Origin of the sequence: Agrobacterium bohemicum (genome assembly GCF_001562555.1) — a bacterium.
GTDB lineage: Bacteria > Pseudomonadota > Alphaproteobacteria > Rhizobiales > Rhizobiaceae > Agrobacterium > Agrobacterium bohemicum.
The window spans coordinates 11,927-27,163 of the sequence record NZ_KQ961040.1 but is presented as its reverse complement, the minus strand read 5'-3'; the positions used below and the strand labels follow the sequence as shown (position 1 = coordinate 27,163).

13 protein-coding genes and 2 pseudogenes are annotated in these 15,237 nt (G+C 55.3%); 5 read left to right on the top strand and 10 right to left on the bottom strand.

Going from position 1 to position 15,237, the window contains the following annotated elements; all coding sequences use genetic code 11:
• Nucleotides 1-76: 76 nt before the first annotated feature.
• Nucleotides 77-267 (top strand): annotated as a pseudogene (locus ATO67_RS22735) (SOS response-associated peptidase); the annotation flags it as partial.
• A gap of 230 nt (nt 268-497) precedes the next feature.
• Here ATO67_RS22735 and ATO67_RS21965 read toward each other — a convergent pair.
• The 4 genes from ATO67_RS21965 to ATO67_RS21960 form a co-directional block, all read right to left on the bottom strand.
• Nucleotides 498-839 (bottom strand): hypothetical protein, encoded by a 342-nt coding sequence (locus ATO67_RS21965; RefSeq protein ID WP_067653986.1) that lies wholly within the window; start codon nt 837-839, stop codon nt 498-500.
• On the bottom strand, nt 824-1,003 hold the full coding sequence (locus ATO67_RS22730) for a hypothetical protein (RefSeq protein WP_103086629.1): 180 nt from the start codon (nt 1,001-1,003) through the stop codon (nt 824-826). The genes ATO67_RS21965 and ATO67_RS22730 overlap by 16 nt, the downstream gene beginning before the upstream one ends.
• 145 nt (nt 1,004-1,148) lie before the next feature.
• On the bottom strand, nt 1,149-1,313 hold the full coding sequence (locus ATO67_RS23400) for a hypothetical protein (RefSeq protein WP_210176178.1): 165 nt from the start codon (nt 1,311-1,313) through the stop codon (nt 1,149-1,151).
• Nucleotides 1,307-1,894 carry a transporter substrate-binding domain-containing protein gene (locus tag ATO67_RS21960; protein ID WP_210176176.1) on the bottom strand — a complete coding sequence of 196 codons (588 nt, stop codon included), beginning with the start codon at nt 1,892-1,894 and terminating at the stop codon, nt 1,307-1,309. Before ATO67_RS21960 ends, ATO67_RS23400 begins: the two co-directional genes overlap by 7 nt.
• A 393-nt stretch (nt 1,895-2,287) precedes the next feature.
• On the opposite strand from ATO67_RS21960, the gene ATO67_RS21955 reads away from it, so the two are divergent.
• Nucleotides 2,288-4,258: an AIM24 family protein gene (locus tag ATO67_RS21955; protein ID WP_067653981.1), complete on the top strand. Its 1,971-nt coding sequence runs from the start codon at nt 2,288-2,290 to the stop codon at nt 4,256-4,258.
• Between the two features lie 32 nt (nt 4,259-4,290).
• Here the strand turns inward: ATO67_RS21955 and ATO67_RS23950 are convergent.
• Both ATO67_RS23950 and ATO67_RS21950 read right to left on the bottom strand, forming a co-directional pair.
• Nucleotides 4,291-4,486: pseudogene (locus ATO67_RS23950) on the bottom strand (hypothetical protein); the annotation flags it as partial.
• A gap of 166 nt (nt 4,487-4,652) precedes the next feature.
• Nucleotides 4,653-5,063: a hypothetical protein gene (locus ATO67_RS21950; RefSeq protein WP_067653979.1), complete on the bottom strand. Its 411-nt coding sequence runs from the start codon at nt 5,061-5,063 to the stop codon at nt 4,653-4,655.
• A 195-nt stretch (nt 5,064-5,258) separates the two neighbouring features.
• Here ATO67_RS21950 and ATO67_RS21945 point away from each other — a divergent pair, with 195 nt between their 5' ends.
• On the top strand, nt 5,259-5,588 hold the full coding sequence (locus ATO67_RS21945; RefSeq protein ID WP_067653977.1) for a hypothetical protein: 330 nt from the start codon (nt 5,259-5,261) through the stop codon (nt 5,586-5,588).
• Between the two features lie 16 nt (nt 5,589-5,604).
• On the opposite strand, the gene ATO67_RS23825 is transcribed toward ATO67_RS21945, so the two are convergent.
• Nucleotides 5,605-5,859: an NUDIX hydrolase gene (locus ATO67_RS23825; RefSeq protein ID WP_342585734.1), complete on the bottom strand. Its 255-nt coding sequence runs from the start codon at nt 5,857-5,859 to the stop codon at nt 5,605-5,607.
• A gap of 535 nt (nt 5,860-6,394) precedes the next feature.
• Here ATO67_RS23825 and ATO67_RS23945 point away from each other — a divergent pair.
• Entirely contained in the window at nt 6,395-6,568 is a 174-nt protein-coding gene (locus ATO67_RS23945) for a helix-turn-helix domain-containing protein (RefSeq protein WP_082760389.1), read from the top strand.
• 151 nt (nt 6,569-6,719) lie between these two features.
• Nucleotides 6,720-8,969, top strand: coding sequence for a DNA/RNA non-specific endonuclease (locus tag ATO67_RS21930; RefSeq protein ID WP_106405007.1), 2,250 nt, complete (start codon nt 6,720-6,722; stop codon nt 8,967-8,969).
• Nucleotides 8,970-9,022: 53 nt separating this feature from the next.
• On the opposite strand, the gene ATO67_RS21925 is transcribed toward ATO67_RS21930, so the two are convergent.
• The 3 genes from ATO67_RS21925 to ATO67_RS21915 all read right to left on the bottom strand — a co-directional run.
• On the bottom strand, nt 9,023-10,171 hold the full coding sequence (locus tag ATO67_RS21925; protein WP_425352244.1) for a glycosyltransferase: 1,149 nt from the start codon (nt 10,169-10,171) through the stop codon (nt 9,023-9,025).
• 670 nt (nt 10,172-10,841) lie between these two features.
• Entirely contained in the window at nt 10,842-13,007 is a 2,166-nt protein-coding gene (locus ATO67_RS21920) for a methyl-accepting chemotaxis protein (RefSeq protein WP_245304066.1), read from the bottom strand.
• A 1,415-nt stretch (nt 13,008-14,422) separates the two neighbouring features.
• The coding region (locus ATO67_RS21915; RefSeq protein ID WP_245304065.1) for a LysR family transcriptional regulator at nt 14,423-15,237 on the bottom strand (815 nt) is incomplete at its 5' end.

Below are 15,237 nucleotides of genomic sequence, written 5' to 3'. Positions count from 1 at the left end.
ACGCTGACAATCATCCGGCCAAGCCCGGAATACGCCGTGGATGTCATAAGCTACACCACGCTGCGGGACACGATCTGAAAAGGCTATGCCGGTCCTGTTGCTGACGAAGGAAGAGACCGACATATGGATGCGGGCGCCTTGGGATGAGGCAAGGGGCTGGCCCATCCGTTACCGAATGACGCGCTGATCATCACGTCCCGCGAACCATATGGATCCACGATCGTCTTCAAATCCGGAGAGCCGCTGGAACAGGGCGTTCTGCTTTGAAGGCTAAATTCCGGGCTTTTCGAAAGATTGAACAACGGCTGGGAGGAGGAGTGTCGCTGTTCCGTCAGGGGCGCCCCTTGGGAGGAGGAACGGGTCGCCTGAAACACGAAGCTCTGCGGGAGGAGGTGCATCGCTTCGATGTTTTGAAGATACCAAAGGCTGCCTGAAGGGCTAGCGTTCAGATCGCAATACAGCCATGCTCGTGTTGCAACGCAAGATGGAGTCCGTGCTTATTTTTCGGTCATTGTCATCGAGCCGCAGCGTTCTCGGGTGCTGGGCTCGAAACCAAGAACGAAATCGATCACCTTGGTGGAGGACATTTCGCATGGCTTCAGGATCATTCTCGATCCAGCCAATCGATAGAGGTTGAAGCTGACGATATCAGTTCCGGCAAGCGCTTCGCCATAAAGCCAGATCCGTTTGCCATCCTCCGACCGCTTGACTGTGACGCCCCATGGTCGACCGCTAAAATTTCCGTCAACATAGCCGTCTGACAATCTGGCAAGCGCGTATTCGAACGTGGCCGGAACAGCGGGCGGTGTTTGACGATCCCCGTTCATGGTGCCAGACATTCGTCGCAGATCCCGCAGCCATCGTCATCCATGCTCGACGCCGGACGCAGCTTTTGACAACACGGACAGGTCGCCGCATCCAACGTGCACACCTCGTCGCGGTCGGGCGGAAAAATCTCGATGCAGACGTTCGACAGCATATGAGCCGCGTCGTGTTGATCCATGGCTATGCTCCGGTTCAGATCTTACAAGAGATAGTATGCGTCGCCGCCGGCTGAACAAGCCGGTAGGTAGCTTTCAGGGACGAGCCAATCGGATAAAGTGGCAGACGAGCGGTTGTCTTGATGATATTCCTCTCGGCATGTCTATTTAAAAGCGGGCGACTGTGGCGACGGCCACTCCTTCCACCCGATGCCGCTTTAACGCGCGCTCCACGAACTCGTCCAACTTCAATCGTTCGACGAACGCTGCGAGAAAGGCTTCGGCAATGGTTCCTTGCCTCCTCGCCACACCCATGGCTTGTTCGATCACCATAAACCTGCCGGGAATGATCCTAAGGCCTCCGATGGAGGCCGCATCTTTCTCAAGCTGCTGACGCGCGCCGGCAGCAACGCCTGCCCTGCGTCCAGAAATGCCTGGACGACTGCTGGAGAGGTCGGCACCCGTTCGACAGTGGCGTGGACGATGTGGCGAGACAGGAACAAGTCATAAGCGCTTCCTTTCCCGACCATGATCCTGTTGCCCGTCTCGTCCACCTGATCGATGGTACTAATGGACGCCCCTTCGCGGACGAGATAGCAGCCTTCGATAAGGACGTAGGGCTCGGTAAAGGCAATGAGGCCGGCTCTGTCAGGATCGCGCGCGAAGAAGCCGACGTCGGCATCGCCGCGTTCTACCGCCGCGACCGCCTTGCCTGCAGACTCAACGACTACGAGGTCAAGCGGGACGGAAATTTCCTCGGCGAGCTTCCGCGCGAGATCGACCGACATGCCGGAAACTTCGCGTGTCGTCTGCTCGTGCCTTGCGAGTATCGGATTGCCGCAGTTGATTGTTGTCCGCAGCCCTCCGGAGGGCGCTAACGCCCGCCGAATTTCAGAGAGGTCCCAGTCCTTCATTTCTTTATCGCTCCTCGCGATTTGTGTCCGTACGCCGAATTGAGCTTAGTTGCGGCTTGCGCCCGCCCTGCCCGATCCCGCCCGCGTCAGCCCATTCAGGATGAGAGGACGCCAAAACGAAAGCCACCGCCTTGAACGGATTCGAACTAACGGCCAGCGACCGTACTTCTGATTTCCATAATTTCTTCAATGGTTTACGAAATCATGTGGTGCGATAGCCCATGTTCTCGACCTACCACGGTTACGCCTCAGCCGGGGGAGGGGGGGGATTTTGGTAGTTCGCATATCTGCCTTAGCTAACCGCCCGTACAGAGACGAGATCACTTGCAGCGAAAGAGAGATCACGTATTAATTACACTTTGCAGACAGTACTATTGGGGCGGGATTTTCAATATGTGGAAAAGGTATAGTGGTATAATTTCGTTCTCGGTATTATCAATCGCAATTCTGGTCCAGATCGGCAGCACTTCTCTTGAAGGTGGACTTGGGGAATGGAGTCTCCGGGTCGCGGCGCTTTTATCAATACCAATTCTGTTCTACATATTTGCAGCCTATATTCTTTGTAGAAAATGGGCGGGTGCCGGCGTCGTCGCCTCGATGGGGCCATTGGCCTCCTCGGCCGGACTTTTTGTAGTCAATGTGCCTCTACCCCTTATTGGCATCCTCTCCTTCTTCACGATCGTAACAATGCTCACGACGGCCCGGGTGAAGCTGGTTGCGTATGCCATGCTTTGCGTTGCCGCCGGAGTACTTGTGGGCATGGAGACAGGGGACGCATATTTTGCCGTGGGTGGGGCACTTGCTTTCGCATTGATGCTATTTGTCACTAACTACGCCGTTCAACTCGTGATCGACCACTCGAATGAACGGGCTCAACTGTTCAAGCTGCGAAAGCAGTTACCGATCGCAAGACTCATGAAGCTTGTCTCTGCTTTCTGGTTGCCGACTGTCGCTCTTGTTATCATCGGCATTTTCATCAACCATGCGGTCCAATCCAAACTCTTAGAAGCTGTATATGATTCCGGTGTAATCCAGAGCGCCCCGGGCGAAGATGCTCAAAAGGGATCGAAACTTCAAAGGGACGTCTATTTCACAATCGACGAGAGGGAGCGTGTCGGCACAGCGGCGTTCCTGGAAAGCCTTTCGACCGGGACCGCTCTCTCGACCGATGCCGCCAGCAAATTTCCCGGGGTTGTACATAATGAAATGGAGCGGTTTCGTCCGGGAGATATCGACGAAGGTCATGCATGCCGGAATGCAAACTTTCGGGTTCTACGCGCGCCCATATCGTTAGGTGGCCTCTGCAGATCGATAATCTCTGCAGTTGAGGAGGGAGCGCAGGCGGCTTTCAACCGGGCTCAGGCCAATACGGTGTCAAGAGCGAAGGCGAAAGCTGACAAATTCAATGCAGATGCAGCAACTGCAACGGCTGACGCTAAGGCCGCTGGGCCGGAAACTATTCACGAGATATTTGATGATTTCCGGACGACAGCGAAATACCTCTTCCTGCTGTCTGGTATCCTCTCTTACATAACCTATATCATTTTGGCTGCTGGTATTGTCGGCGGCCTTAATCTCGTGCTCGGCCGATTGCTTTTCGACAGTGTACATTCTCCCCGTTTCGGTCCCCGAAGTGCCTTGGGATTTCGGCTTGAGAGAAGTACCGCCGCGCCATCGGCGATCTCTTTTGGCACTCATCACCAGATCAATCTTGCTACCGATCCAGTAACGAGCGGAATAGCGACCGATTGGTACGTGGTGTTTCAGGCTATGCGAGTCGGAGCTGGTACTCACATGAGGACCTCGGTTCCCAAACCGTTTTCGCTCTTCTTTTCGCGGTTTGCCGTTGGCAAATATCTAATGACAAGGATAACCGTCAACAGCGCGATTCCAGCAGTCCATCACCCCACGATTTCGAGCCCAGGCGACTTGAAATTGGTTCTGATCGATCTTGCTGAAGGGCAAGAACTCGTTTTTCGGATGTCTGATCTTCTGGCTTTCTCAAGCAGCGTCGGCCTCAGTTCCGTTTATACCGCACACGTCGCTACTCACCTGCTTGGTCTCGGATCGTTCTACTCGGTAGCCACAGGGCCAGGCTATGTGGTTTTGACGTCCGAGGGCCAACAGACTCGAGCGCTTACGCGAAACCTCTCCGTACCTCCAGTAAGTCTGCTCTGCTGGGATCGGCGGACCGAGTTTACGCTTGGGCAGGAGATGTCATTTTCCGGCATGTGGTTCAACGACCCGTCTGTCGTCGGAAACTCGGTCAGCGGGACGGCAATTATCGATGAAGGCCGGGCGAGTGGTCCGGGACTACTGCGGCACATCTGGCGAGTTGCCCGATACCTCTTCATGCCTTTCTAGCAAACAACGCGGGGGGCCTGACGATTGCCCTCGATAGACGGCACCACGGACCGCGTCGTGATCGACGCCGCGAGATGGAGCAGATCGTCCCGGATCACTCGCGCCGCCTGTGTCGGTAAAGTTTTCATGGATGTCGAGGACAGTGTCCTGATCGAATATGTCGACAAGCTTCCGTCGATCTTGGTCTTTGAGAAGCTTTCGCTTTGCCATTGGCCAACCTGCCGACAATTCCCGTCATGCGCATTCACGGCATCGTAACCCGCCGCCGCAAGATGAAATAAAGCACTCCGAGAAACAATGCCCCGGTAAGCCCTAGCATGATCTTGGCCACGAGGTTCCACTGGTCGCTGCGCGCTTGTGCTGCTTCAAGCTGCGATGCACTACGCGCCGCGCGTCATGTCAGAAAGTGGCTGACGGTGTCCAGAAGTGCCCGTCGCGCCCGCTCATGCTCCGGCCTAAATAACTGCGCCTGGGCCGTAGCCCTGTCGCCCGCCTGAAAAGCCTCGACTGCGGCGGCTTCGATTTTATCGAGTTCTTCAGCGTTGATCACCAGCTTTCTCAGCGCTTCAGCTTCAACGACCGGTAATCCCTGCGCGGCAAGTTTTGTCGCAGCGGCATCACGACCCTGCTCCGAATGTTCTTCCGTATGAAAGGCTTGTAAGTGGCGATCCTCGCCGCACATCACGTACAGTCTCGCCTCGTCGCTCCTCACCTCCGCGCCCAATGCCAGCTCCTCGGCGAGAGTGTCCAGCTTCAAATGCTCCTGTACCGCGACACGCTCCTCGACGGCGTATCGAGAGGACATGATAAAGGCAGCTCCCGAAAGAGCTGTGAGGAGGACGGTGGGCCCATAGGAGTTTCGCGCGTAAACCCAACTTATGCACATGCAACCTGGTCGTATAGCGACGCGGATTCGAGCCAAACCACCAGGATTTACGCATATCTTGATTGTGACAGTTAAATGACATTGAGTGCGGTGAAGGAAAAAGGAAAACTGTGAATGCCGGACAAAACCAAAAAGATCTATCACGCGCTCGTAGAAGGCGCTCAGGCTGGCCTGACCGACAAAGCGCTTTATCAACATGTCGTCGAAGAGTGTCGCAAGGCAACGAGCAAGAAAATCGTTAAGGCATCACTGCTGGCACTGAGCGATCCCGACCTGAAGGATTCCAATATCCTTCACACAATCTACGCACTTGCCATCAAGCATCGTCTCGATCCTTCGTCCATGGATGATATCGACGAGCCGGACACCGTTGCGATCAAAGCACCGAAGAAGGGTAAGCGCTCCTCTAGGAAGGCCGTTGGCGACCAGGTCTCGACCTACTGACCTCGAACCGTGCCAGTCAGTGTTTACCGATTGAACCCGGCGCGTTGGATTGAGCCAGCTGGTAAAGAAGTTCTCGGAGGCCAGCCTGGCTAACTTGCTTCGCTACGTCTTCGAGCGAGAACCACCGCTTTTTTCGAGCAGCTTTCTCGGGATAGGATCTCGCCACCAATTGGGTTTCAAGGAGGTGAACGGTCACGTAAAAAAGCCTGGCACTGCTGTCTTTCGTATAGGTGAAGCTTCCAAACGGCGCCTCGACGGCGCTGCCGCGCACTCCAGCCTCCTCGAAGGCTTCACGCTGCGCTGCGGCGTTTGACCTGCTTCGATGTGGCCCTTGGGCAACCCCCATCGGCCACTTCGCCGACTGCCGACCAAGAGCACTCGCACTGTACCCGACTTCGTACGCCGCATGCATATGGCCCCGGCTTGTAGGACATCGTCACGCTGAGAAGCCAATGGCGAGCTGTCTTTTGAACCATCCTGCAATATGTTATCCTCTGATGGGCTGTGGCAAACCGGGGCGCGGGTGCGGCCGTCGGTCGATGCGCGACTGTTGTAATGTGATAATGAAACGCATGAAACCGCACAGATATCACGAGCGTTATCAATACGGATAGCAAACAGGTGCCACGACGACGGAAATTGAACTGAAACTGGAAATTCTGCCGACGGACCTCGACGCTCTTCTCGGCTCCGAGATCTCGGCGAACCGTCCGACATCATCGATCAACTTTCCACCTATTTCGACTTTGAGGACCGTTACGCCGTCGGCTTTCCGAAGAAGGCAAACGTTTCAGGCGGTACAAGACATGCTACGTAAAGAGCGCGCTTTGGCGCTGCTCAGTACGTCGACACTTCCAATTGAAACCATTGGGCAACTGGTCGGCTTCAGGGACTCTCACAATTTCCGGCGGGCATTCAGGCGGTGGACTGGTACCACACCAACCGATATTTGTTTCAGTGAAAGCGAAGGCCGAATTTAGGAGATGTCACGTCTCAAAACCCCTCCCCCAATCGCTTTTCCTAGACTAAATAGTAAGGTCTGGTTGCCGGAGTAATGCCAGGATCAGCGGCGACCGCACCTTCGGCGGCTATACCGACGCCGTCGTTGTCGCCGAGAAGTTCGTCATCCGAATGCCGCCATCCGTCGATCTGGCGGCCTTCACAGCTATGAGGAAGAGAAGGCACTTCACGATCTTGCCCGCAACGCACGGGACGCAGACCCGGCGCCCGCCGGTAGCTGCGCATGCCATCTCATCTGCGTGCCGCGCCGTCGGGGTAGTGTGGAGAAGATGGTGCAGCGCTGCTCTCACTATTGCTAAAATACCGGACTTGGCGAATTATCATTTTTCCACCAACAGCACGCCTCAATATTTGCAGGGTGTCATCGGTTTGAAATACGTGACTCCTAACGTGACTTTATCTCTACGACGATCTCAGGGGAGCTTCGTCCTCCCTCAAGGGGAGTGCTTATTTTGGGAGGATGACATGGTCCGCAAGACAACCGGTCGCGCAAAAGCCTCTGCCACTGTGACTGAAGATGATCTGCGCAGACATATTCGCGCCAAGGCTTCTGACTATCTAAAAGACCCCAATATCACCTCAGTCGGCATAGGGCTGAAGAATGGCGACGGGGCAGTCTGCCTGCAATTTACAGTCGGTCGGAAAGGGGAATCGGCTCTCGAGTCTCTTCCCACCACCCGCATTCCCGAGATGATCGATGTCGACGGAACCCCTGTACCGACGGACGTCATTGAAAGATCGTACGGCCCCTCCTACACGCTTGTTACTGCTGAGCAACTGGATTTGCGCAAGCAACGCATCGACCCGATCAGGCCGGGCGTCAGCGTCGCTCATATTGCCGAAAGCGCCGGCACCATCGGTCTCATCGTTTTTGATCGTTCAACAGGATCACCTTGCATCTTGTCCAACTGGCACGTCCTCAATGGAAATGGCGGCCATATCGGGGATGCGATTGTCCAACCCGGCCCTTACGATGACAACAATACGGCGCTCAATGGAGCGGGCGATCTGATGCGCAGCCATATCGGTGCAGCGGGTGACTGCGCGCTTGCAAGGATTAGACACCGGGATTTTGATCGTTCCGTGTACGGCCTTGATGTCATTCCCAAGCGTATGGCCCGGGTGTCAATCGGTGATACGGTCATCAAGTCAGGGCGTACTACGGCAGTCACACGCGGTATTGTTCGTCGTGTCGATGTCATGGCCAAGATCAACTACGGTCTGCCTGCGGGAGAGCAGGCGATCGGCGGTTTCGAAATAGGGCCGGACAAGGATGCCATGCCTGCGGATGGAGAGATCAGCAAGGGGGGTGACTCCGGCTCCGCATGGCTAATCTTTGATGATGGCAAGACCACGGATATTTTTGCGGGTCTGCATTTTGCCGGCGAGACTGATGGTGTTTCCGACGAACATGCGCTTGCCTGTTATCCCGCATCGATCCAGAAAAAACTGGATTTTGTTCTCAAGTCGGATGTCGATTTCGGATCTGCGCACGAAGCAATGGCGACCGTCGTCCCCCGAACAGGATACGATGCAGAATTCCTGGGGTTTTCCGTTCCTGAACCTGGATTATCCACATCGTTGAAACGCGATGCGGTCAACTTTGGACGTGCCCAGACACTGCCCTATACCCATTTTTCGGTTTGCCTGAGCACAAAGCGGCGCATGGCGCGCTACGTGGCCTGGAATATTGACGGGACCCGCATGGTGGCCTTACCGAGGCGCGGTTTCGCCATTGATCCGAGGATTGATGCAAAATATCAGCTCGGGGACGAGTTCTACGTCGATAACAGGATTGATCGCGGGCATATCGCACGACGTGCCGATCTTTGCTGGGGAACAGTTGTCGAGGCTGAACAGGCCAACCGCGACTCCTTTTATTTCACAAATATCGCACCTCAACACGAGCGCTACAACCAGTCATCACGGAAAGGCCTGTGGGGTGGACTGGAGAACCTTGTCTTTGAGCAGGCCGACCTTAAGGAAATCAAATTGTCGGCACAAGGCGGCCCGGTTTTTGCAAGTGATGATATTGCCTACCGAGGTGCCCTCATTCCCCGCGCCTACTGGAAGATGATTGCTTACGTCGGAACTGACGAGAGATTGCGTTGTGCAGCTTTTATACTTTCGCAAGACAATCTGCTAAACGACCTTGAGACATTGGATCTAGACCCGTTTCGAATTTATCAGGTATCGCTTACTGAGTTGGCGACGAAAACGGAGCTAGATTTTGCTTCTCTTGACGCCGCGGATCTGATCAGCCATCCAGAACTGATATCGGGCGCTGCGCAGCGAGAATCTCTCATCCAATCCGCTACGGCAATAAGAGAAATCCGAAGAGCGTATGACGTGGTGCTTTGAACCTAAATAAGCGCGTTAAACATTGGCGATGCGCCAGAGTTTCAAATGCTTCTTCAAGTTTCAGTGGTTTTCAACAGGTTTTGACTGGGTTTGACGGTCATCAGGTTTCCACGCCAAGATACCGAGTGCCCCATCCAGCTCCATAACCAGATCATTGGCAAAATTAGATCGCGAGTTATCAAAGCGGGTAGCAGATACCTGGAAACAGGCCATCCCTTTAAGCGCGCAAGCGCAAGCTCGGGAACATACATGGCAGAGGCAACAGCGAGAAGCAAGATTACGCAACTAATGGCGTTGAGATCGAACAAAACGGCTGCGGCCATCGCCAAGCAGAGTGGTGGTACAGACCCAACGAGGACCTCAGGCACATAAAACTGCGGAAACGTTGCGCGTCGGAGCCGCGCCCAGCGAGCCTGCCTGGACCAGACCTCTTTCAGACTGCGCTGACCAAGCGGCTGTTCGACCGGCTGCGAAACTAGATGAACCGAACGTCCGGCGGCACGGACAAGTTTGGTTGCTGCGGCATCCTCCGCAATTTCAGCACCGAGTGCATCAATGCCCCCGTTGGCGTCGAGGAAAGGCTTGTACCAGAGCATGGATTTGCCCTGCGCGAACCCCGCTCCTGCAGCCTCTGCCGCATATTGATATCGCGCCTGGTAGGTGTTGAGGAAGGCGCATTCTACTTCTGCCCAGAAACCACGTGGCCGTGTACCCAGTGGAGGTGAGCAAACAACTCCACTCAACGGCTGCCATGCAGATATCAGTCTTGAAATGTAATCTGGTGCCATAAGAACATTAGAATCGGCGAGTATGACCCATTCATGCTGGGCAATGTGCCACCCTTTTGCGCAGTTGTTGAGCTTTGGGTTGGCGCTGAATTTGTCATCTCCCACAAGCAAGACTACACGTCTCTTTTGATGTTCCAGCATGAAAGCCTTAACCTCGGCGACGACCGGATCACCATAGTCGGCAACGCAAAAAATAAGCTCGTAGTTTGGCCAATCGAGATGAAATGCACGATCAATCGTCAGTGAACTGAATGCCTCAATACCTCGGAGCGGTATCACCACCGATACGGAAGGTTTTTCACGCGACAGCGCATTATGCTCTTCCGTTCTGGAAAGACGCAGGTATGCGATCACAATACTCAGTAAATGGAAGACGACCATAGCGGACGCAATTGCAGCAGCAATGGGCATGATAATGTTTCAAACTCCAAAGCTCGCACCGGGCCGGACATTCTTTTTATATCCGCGTTATGACAGATTCATGTCAAACGACCTTGTAATGTTGCAAGCAGAGGACGTCCCATGAGCTATCGACCAAAAAGACGGATGACACGCGATTTCGTTTTTACAGGACCCTTAGAATTTCTTTAAGTCTCAAGACGTAATTGAGAATTGCCGGCGCGAGTGCACGATGCGGTCACTGTCATACCAAAACTCGGGAGAGGTAATATGTGGCTGATGAACGGGGTCAGAGTGTCCACCATTGCATTCCGTTGCTTAGCAGAAATATCAAGCGAGGTTACAAATGGCCTGAGCGTGAGAGATCGCCACTTGTTGTGAGGGTGTCGATATCGCTCGCAACGATACTTCCGGGGCGATGCCGTAATGATAAAATGTGTATGCACTTTCCCGGTGATTACCTTAATATTTCCGCCGTCAAAGCAAAATGGAATTCGTCGATAGACAGTTGGCCACAGGTCGCAAGATCGGGGTTCTTGTGGTGGCCGATCCTTGTTGCGCTTTTCTGCAGCCGTGGGCGCACGCTTTAGCTACACGGTAATTTCGTCCAAACGCCTGAGAGATTAGACGGCCAGGTCAGATGCCCGAACTCCATACCTGCCGGGAATGGCAATTCAGCTCCACCTCACGCTGCGTGAGCCATGCCTTTGGCCTCACAGCTGTTTAAATCTCTATTTCGTTCCTGTTGAAGACGGAACATGCCGACCAACTCTCGCAAACGTCCCGCCTCGTTCATGAGAAGTGCGCTCGCCGCGTTGTTTTCCTCGACCATGGCCGCATTTTGCTGCGTTCCTTGATCGAGCAGATTGACGGCCGTATTAATCTCGTTGAGGCCGACTGATTGCTCGCGGGCCGAAAGCGCGATGGCTTCGACGTTTGTGGTGATTGCTTCCACGCGGTTGGCAATCTCAGTCAAACCTTCACCGGTATTACGAACGCAGCGCACACCATCCAGAACTTCCCGGTCAGACGCCTCGATCAGTTGCTTGATCTCACGTGCAGCTTCTGCTGATCGGCCAGCAAGAGCACGCACCTCATGGGCCACCACAGCAAAACCGCGACCGGCCTCCCCTGCACGAGCGGCCTCGACCCCGGCATTGAGTGCGAGGAGATTGGTCTGGAAAGCGATTTCGTCAATAACACCAATGATCCCGCCGATCTGTGCCGAAGATGTCTCGATACGGGCCATCGCGTCCAGCGCATGTGAAACCAACACAGATGTGCGCAGACTAGCAGCATTGGCTTCGCTTGCGATATTATGGGCTTCTTGCGATCGCCGAGAGGAATTGCTGACATTAGCGGTGATCTGTTCGAGCGCGGCGGCGGTTTCCTCTAGCGACGCCGCCTGCTGTTCGGTGCGACGGGAAAGATCGTCGGCGCTTCCTGCGATTTCACGGGTGCCGCCTTCAATAGAATGGCTGGTATGGGCGATTGAGGTCATGACGTCAGCGAGTTGGGCAACAGTCTGGTTGATATCTCGGCGCAAATTTTCAAAATCAGGCGCAAAAGGCTCGGTAAGCTCGAATGCGAGGTCACCACTTGCCAAACGACGCAGCCCTTCTGCGAGACTTTCCGTGGCCTGCATCAGGCGTGCACGCGCTTCGGTTTCTGCCTCATGCTGCAGGCGAAGCCGTTCGCCTTCGGCGTCAGCACGCGCTGCAGCTGCTTCCTCCTCCAGACGGCGGTTGGCGATGGCCGCCTCCCGAAACGTCTCGAGCGCACCAGCCATGGCGCCAAACTCATTCCGGAAGCCAAGCGAAGGAATGACAATATCCGCCCGGCCGTCAGCGAGTATACGCATCGCGTCGGTCATGGCGACGACCGGCCTCGTAATCGACCGACCAATCAGCCACACGGCCACGCCGAGGCAAACGACAGCGAGCAGCACCAGACAAGCAACGATCATAAGGTTGCGTGAGGCGACACTCGCATTTTCTGCAAGGATAGCTTCTCGATTGCTTTCATAGGCGGCGGCGACAGCCTGCACTCGTGGCTCAAGTGAATGATAGGCCGCAGCAACATTCTTCTGCGTCTGGGCCTCCTTGAGGCTCGCTTCGGCATAGAAGCGGAACGCGGACCGATAGACGTCCAGAGCGTCCATCACTCGAATGCGCTGAGCGCCTGGACGAAAAGCTTGTTTGACGAGCGCTGTAAAGGTTTCGGCTTCCGCCGTGTGCTTTTGGAGGTAAGCGGCATCCCCGCGCAGCATGAAATCCTTCTCGTGCCGGCGAAGCATCAGCATGCTAGCCCGAATGGCTACGTCTTCAACAGCTTCCAGGCGTTCCTCGATCGAATGTACGGCCGAGCGCATTGCGCCCTGCAGACCCTTGTTCTGATCAAGACCAAGGTCCTGGTTGTCTTTGACGAGTGTGGCGAATTCGGCTTCGTACGCCGTGAGGCCACTGCTCAGTTGTTCGAGCTGGACTGCATGTTCTGGATCCGCGGAGCCTCGAAGAGTAGCGAGGAGGTCGCGCGCTTGAGCAATGGCCGCCTGAAATTTCTCCGTGGCGACCATGTCCTTTTGAAGCAGAAACGTCTGCTCGAACAGATAGCTGTTACCTACAATCGCAGACATGTGTGCAACTTCAGTTTTTCTTTGAGAGAGCCCTTCAGCAATAGTGTTATAACCGTGCTCTATCTGGCGCTGGCTGACAAAGATGGCGCAGATCGCGAGGATGCCAACAAAAGCCATAACCGCTAGAAGCATAACACGCTGCGAAATTTGAAGATTTGCGAAAAACAAGGGGCGGACCTCTGAAGCAGTAAAATCCGCGGCATCAATGCCGACCACCCCTTAAACAACAGTCAACGTAATGTGAAATTATCACGACAAACCCACCCGCGGATCGTTGGAAGGCCACGACCGCCCCCCCAGTTGGCTGGCCGGCAAGCCTGGCACAGTGCATACCACGATTATCGCGGCCACCGCCAAAATGAGCGGATGCATCGTCATGACTGATAGAAAGACTTTTCGGCATCGAGATGATCAAGCCCCTTCGCGTCGACGGCTGAACCGCAACTACTCGTCGTGATGGGAGCCGAGCCATCAACCCCTCCCAACGATTTGTCTGATGGCATCGATAAAATCTTCAGCTTTCCAATATGACTAGGATAGTTTCCTTCTAATCGCGTTCCATGACACCATGTCTGGAGCGAGCAGAAGATGGCCGTGTATCATGGTTGGGCTATAAATCTCGCCGGTCGCCACTGCGCCGAACCCAGCAGCTTCAATGTGGATCAGCCCGCGGCATGATCCTATGGCTTCAAGCTCTCATTGAGGCAAAAACTCATCGCACCGGTTGCAAGCATTCGGTATTCCCATGCCGAGCACCGCCACGTGGTGGTGCGAGGGAAGCGCAGGACGCGGGGGAGCGAGTTTCATCTGGAGTTTTGGCTCAAACATGTGCAGCGGGATGAAACCATGCATTTCGTCAATCAGCGTCGGCGCAGGAACGGAAAGCGGCGTCCGCGTACCGTCAGCCTCGTCATGCCATGCACCCTCACCGCGGCGCGCAACACTGGCCAGCAGGTGCCGATTGGCTAGATGAAACTACTCCCACTTACAATCGTCTGGTCAATGCGATCCGCGCCATGTTGGACCATAGGCAAACGTTTGTGGCGGTCAAATTCCCAGGGATCTGGCCGTAATCATGATTGAACGCACAAAAATCTTCGATAGGCCTAGATAGGGAATTCAACGCCCCGGTCCAAAATTCATCGTCTCCGAAATTTCCAGCGATGCGCCAGCCATGGGCGCTGCCGTGGTGCCCTTCAGTCGCACTTTTTATTGAGATATTTCATAGCACGCTCCATTAGCCAGACGAAAAACGTCATTGATCAACGCTTTGATGGGAACAGAACCGAAGACCCTTAGATTACAGGCACCTGAATTGCTCAGTCACGCCTCTGCCTCCAACCCCATCCCATCCAATTCATGAAGCTATTTGGCGACAAACCGTCGTCGCCATTTCGCGCAACCAGCGATGTGCCGGGTCGGAATCCAAGGCAAGGAGGCCATATCGCCGATTTCACGATCTGCGCTTTGCGGACGGGAAGGTGGATCGAAGGTGGCATACTCATTTCAGTTCTCCTTCGGCCAATGTTGGCCGTTAGGAAAACACGTGAGCTCGAGGAATGATCGGCTCCCCGTCGGCTCATGCGACCAGTAAACACCAATCATGCGACGCGGCAAGAATGCACCCCGCGCTACGTCACCGCGATCCGTTGAACGAAATCCAGAAAAGCCCGCACCTTCGCCGGTGGCATGTGGCGTGACGGATGATAGGCGTAAAGTGGAAACCGCTCGCCGGACCATTCCGTTAGTATCGTCGTCAGCGCCCCGCTCTCAAGCCACTCTGCGAGACCGATGGCAAAGCTCTGGAATATGCCTTGCCCCGCGAGACAGGCCGCGACGGCAGCGGAAGGATCGTCCATGACCAACCGCCCTGCCACCTTGATCTCGATGGCACCGTTATCCCCCTGGAATTCCCAGGTGAACGGCCGCCCGGTCTGTGGGTCGCGAAAGAGGATGCAATCGTGGTGCATCAGGTCGTGGGGCGTGGCTGGAACGCCGTGACGATCGAGATAGGCTGGGGCGGCACAGGTCAGCACCGGTACGTCCAGCAGTTTGCGCGTGATCAGCGACGATTCGTCCGGCGGACCGAACCGCACTGCGACATCCGCGCCGCTCATCATCTCTTCGCGATAGTTGCTGGTGGTCAGATCGAGCGTCAGAGCCGGATAGCGCGCCAGAAATTCACCGATCCTCGGCGCCAACACCATGCGCGCGAACCAGGGATCGATCGAAACCCTGAGCCGCCCGCCAACGAATGCCGCCGAACCGGCGGCTTCGGAGGCCGCCTCCTCCAGCCCGGCCAGCAACGGCATTATCCTGGCATGGAAGCGGGCGCCCTCTTCCGTTAGCGTAACCTCACGCGGATTGCGGTCGAACAATCTGACGCCGACGCGTTGTTCGAGCCGCGCTACCGCACGACTGACCCCCGATGGCGTGAGGCCGAGAA

Excerpts from the sequence above, each read along its gene's own strand:
- ATO67_RS23400 (WP_210176178.1), bottom strand. The coding sequence starts at position 1,313 with ATGGTGATCGAACAAGCCATGGGTGTGGCGAGGAGGCAAGGAACCATT.
- ATO67_RS21965 (WP_067653986.1), bottom strand. The coding sequence starts at position 839 with ATGTCTGGCACCATGAACGGGGATCGTCAAACACCGCCCGCTGTTCCG.
- ATO67_RS21945 (WP_067653977.1), top strand. The coding sequence starts at position 5,259 with ATGCCGGACAAAACCAAAAAGATCTATCACGCGCTCGTAGAAGGCGCT.
- ATO67_RS21960 (WP_210176176.1), bottom strand. The coding sequence starts at position 1,894 with ATGAAGGACTGGGACCTCTCTGAAATTCGGCGGGCGTTAGCGCCCTCC.
- ATO67_RS21950 (WP_067653979.1), bottom strand. The coding sequence starts at position 5,063 with ATGTCCTCTCGATACGCCGTCGAGGAGCGTGTCGCGGTACAGGAGCAT.
- ATO67_RS23945 (WP_082760389.1), top strand. The coding sequence starts at position 6,395 with ATGCTACGTAAAGAGCGCGCTTTGGCGCTGCTCAGTACGTCGACACTT.
- ATO67_RS22730 (WP_103086629.1), bottom strand. The coding sequence starts at position 1,003 with ATGGATCAACACGACGCGGCTCATATGCTGTCGAACGTCTGCATCGAG.
- ATO67_RS21930 (WP_106405007.1), top strand. The coding sequence starts at position 6,720 with ATGCCGCCATCCGTCGATCTGGCGGCCTTCACAGCTATGAGGAAGAGA.
- ATO67_RS21955 (WP_067653981.1), top strand. The coding sequence starts at position 2,288 with ATGTGGAAAAGGTATAGTGGTATAATTTCGTTCTCGGTATTATCAATC.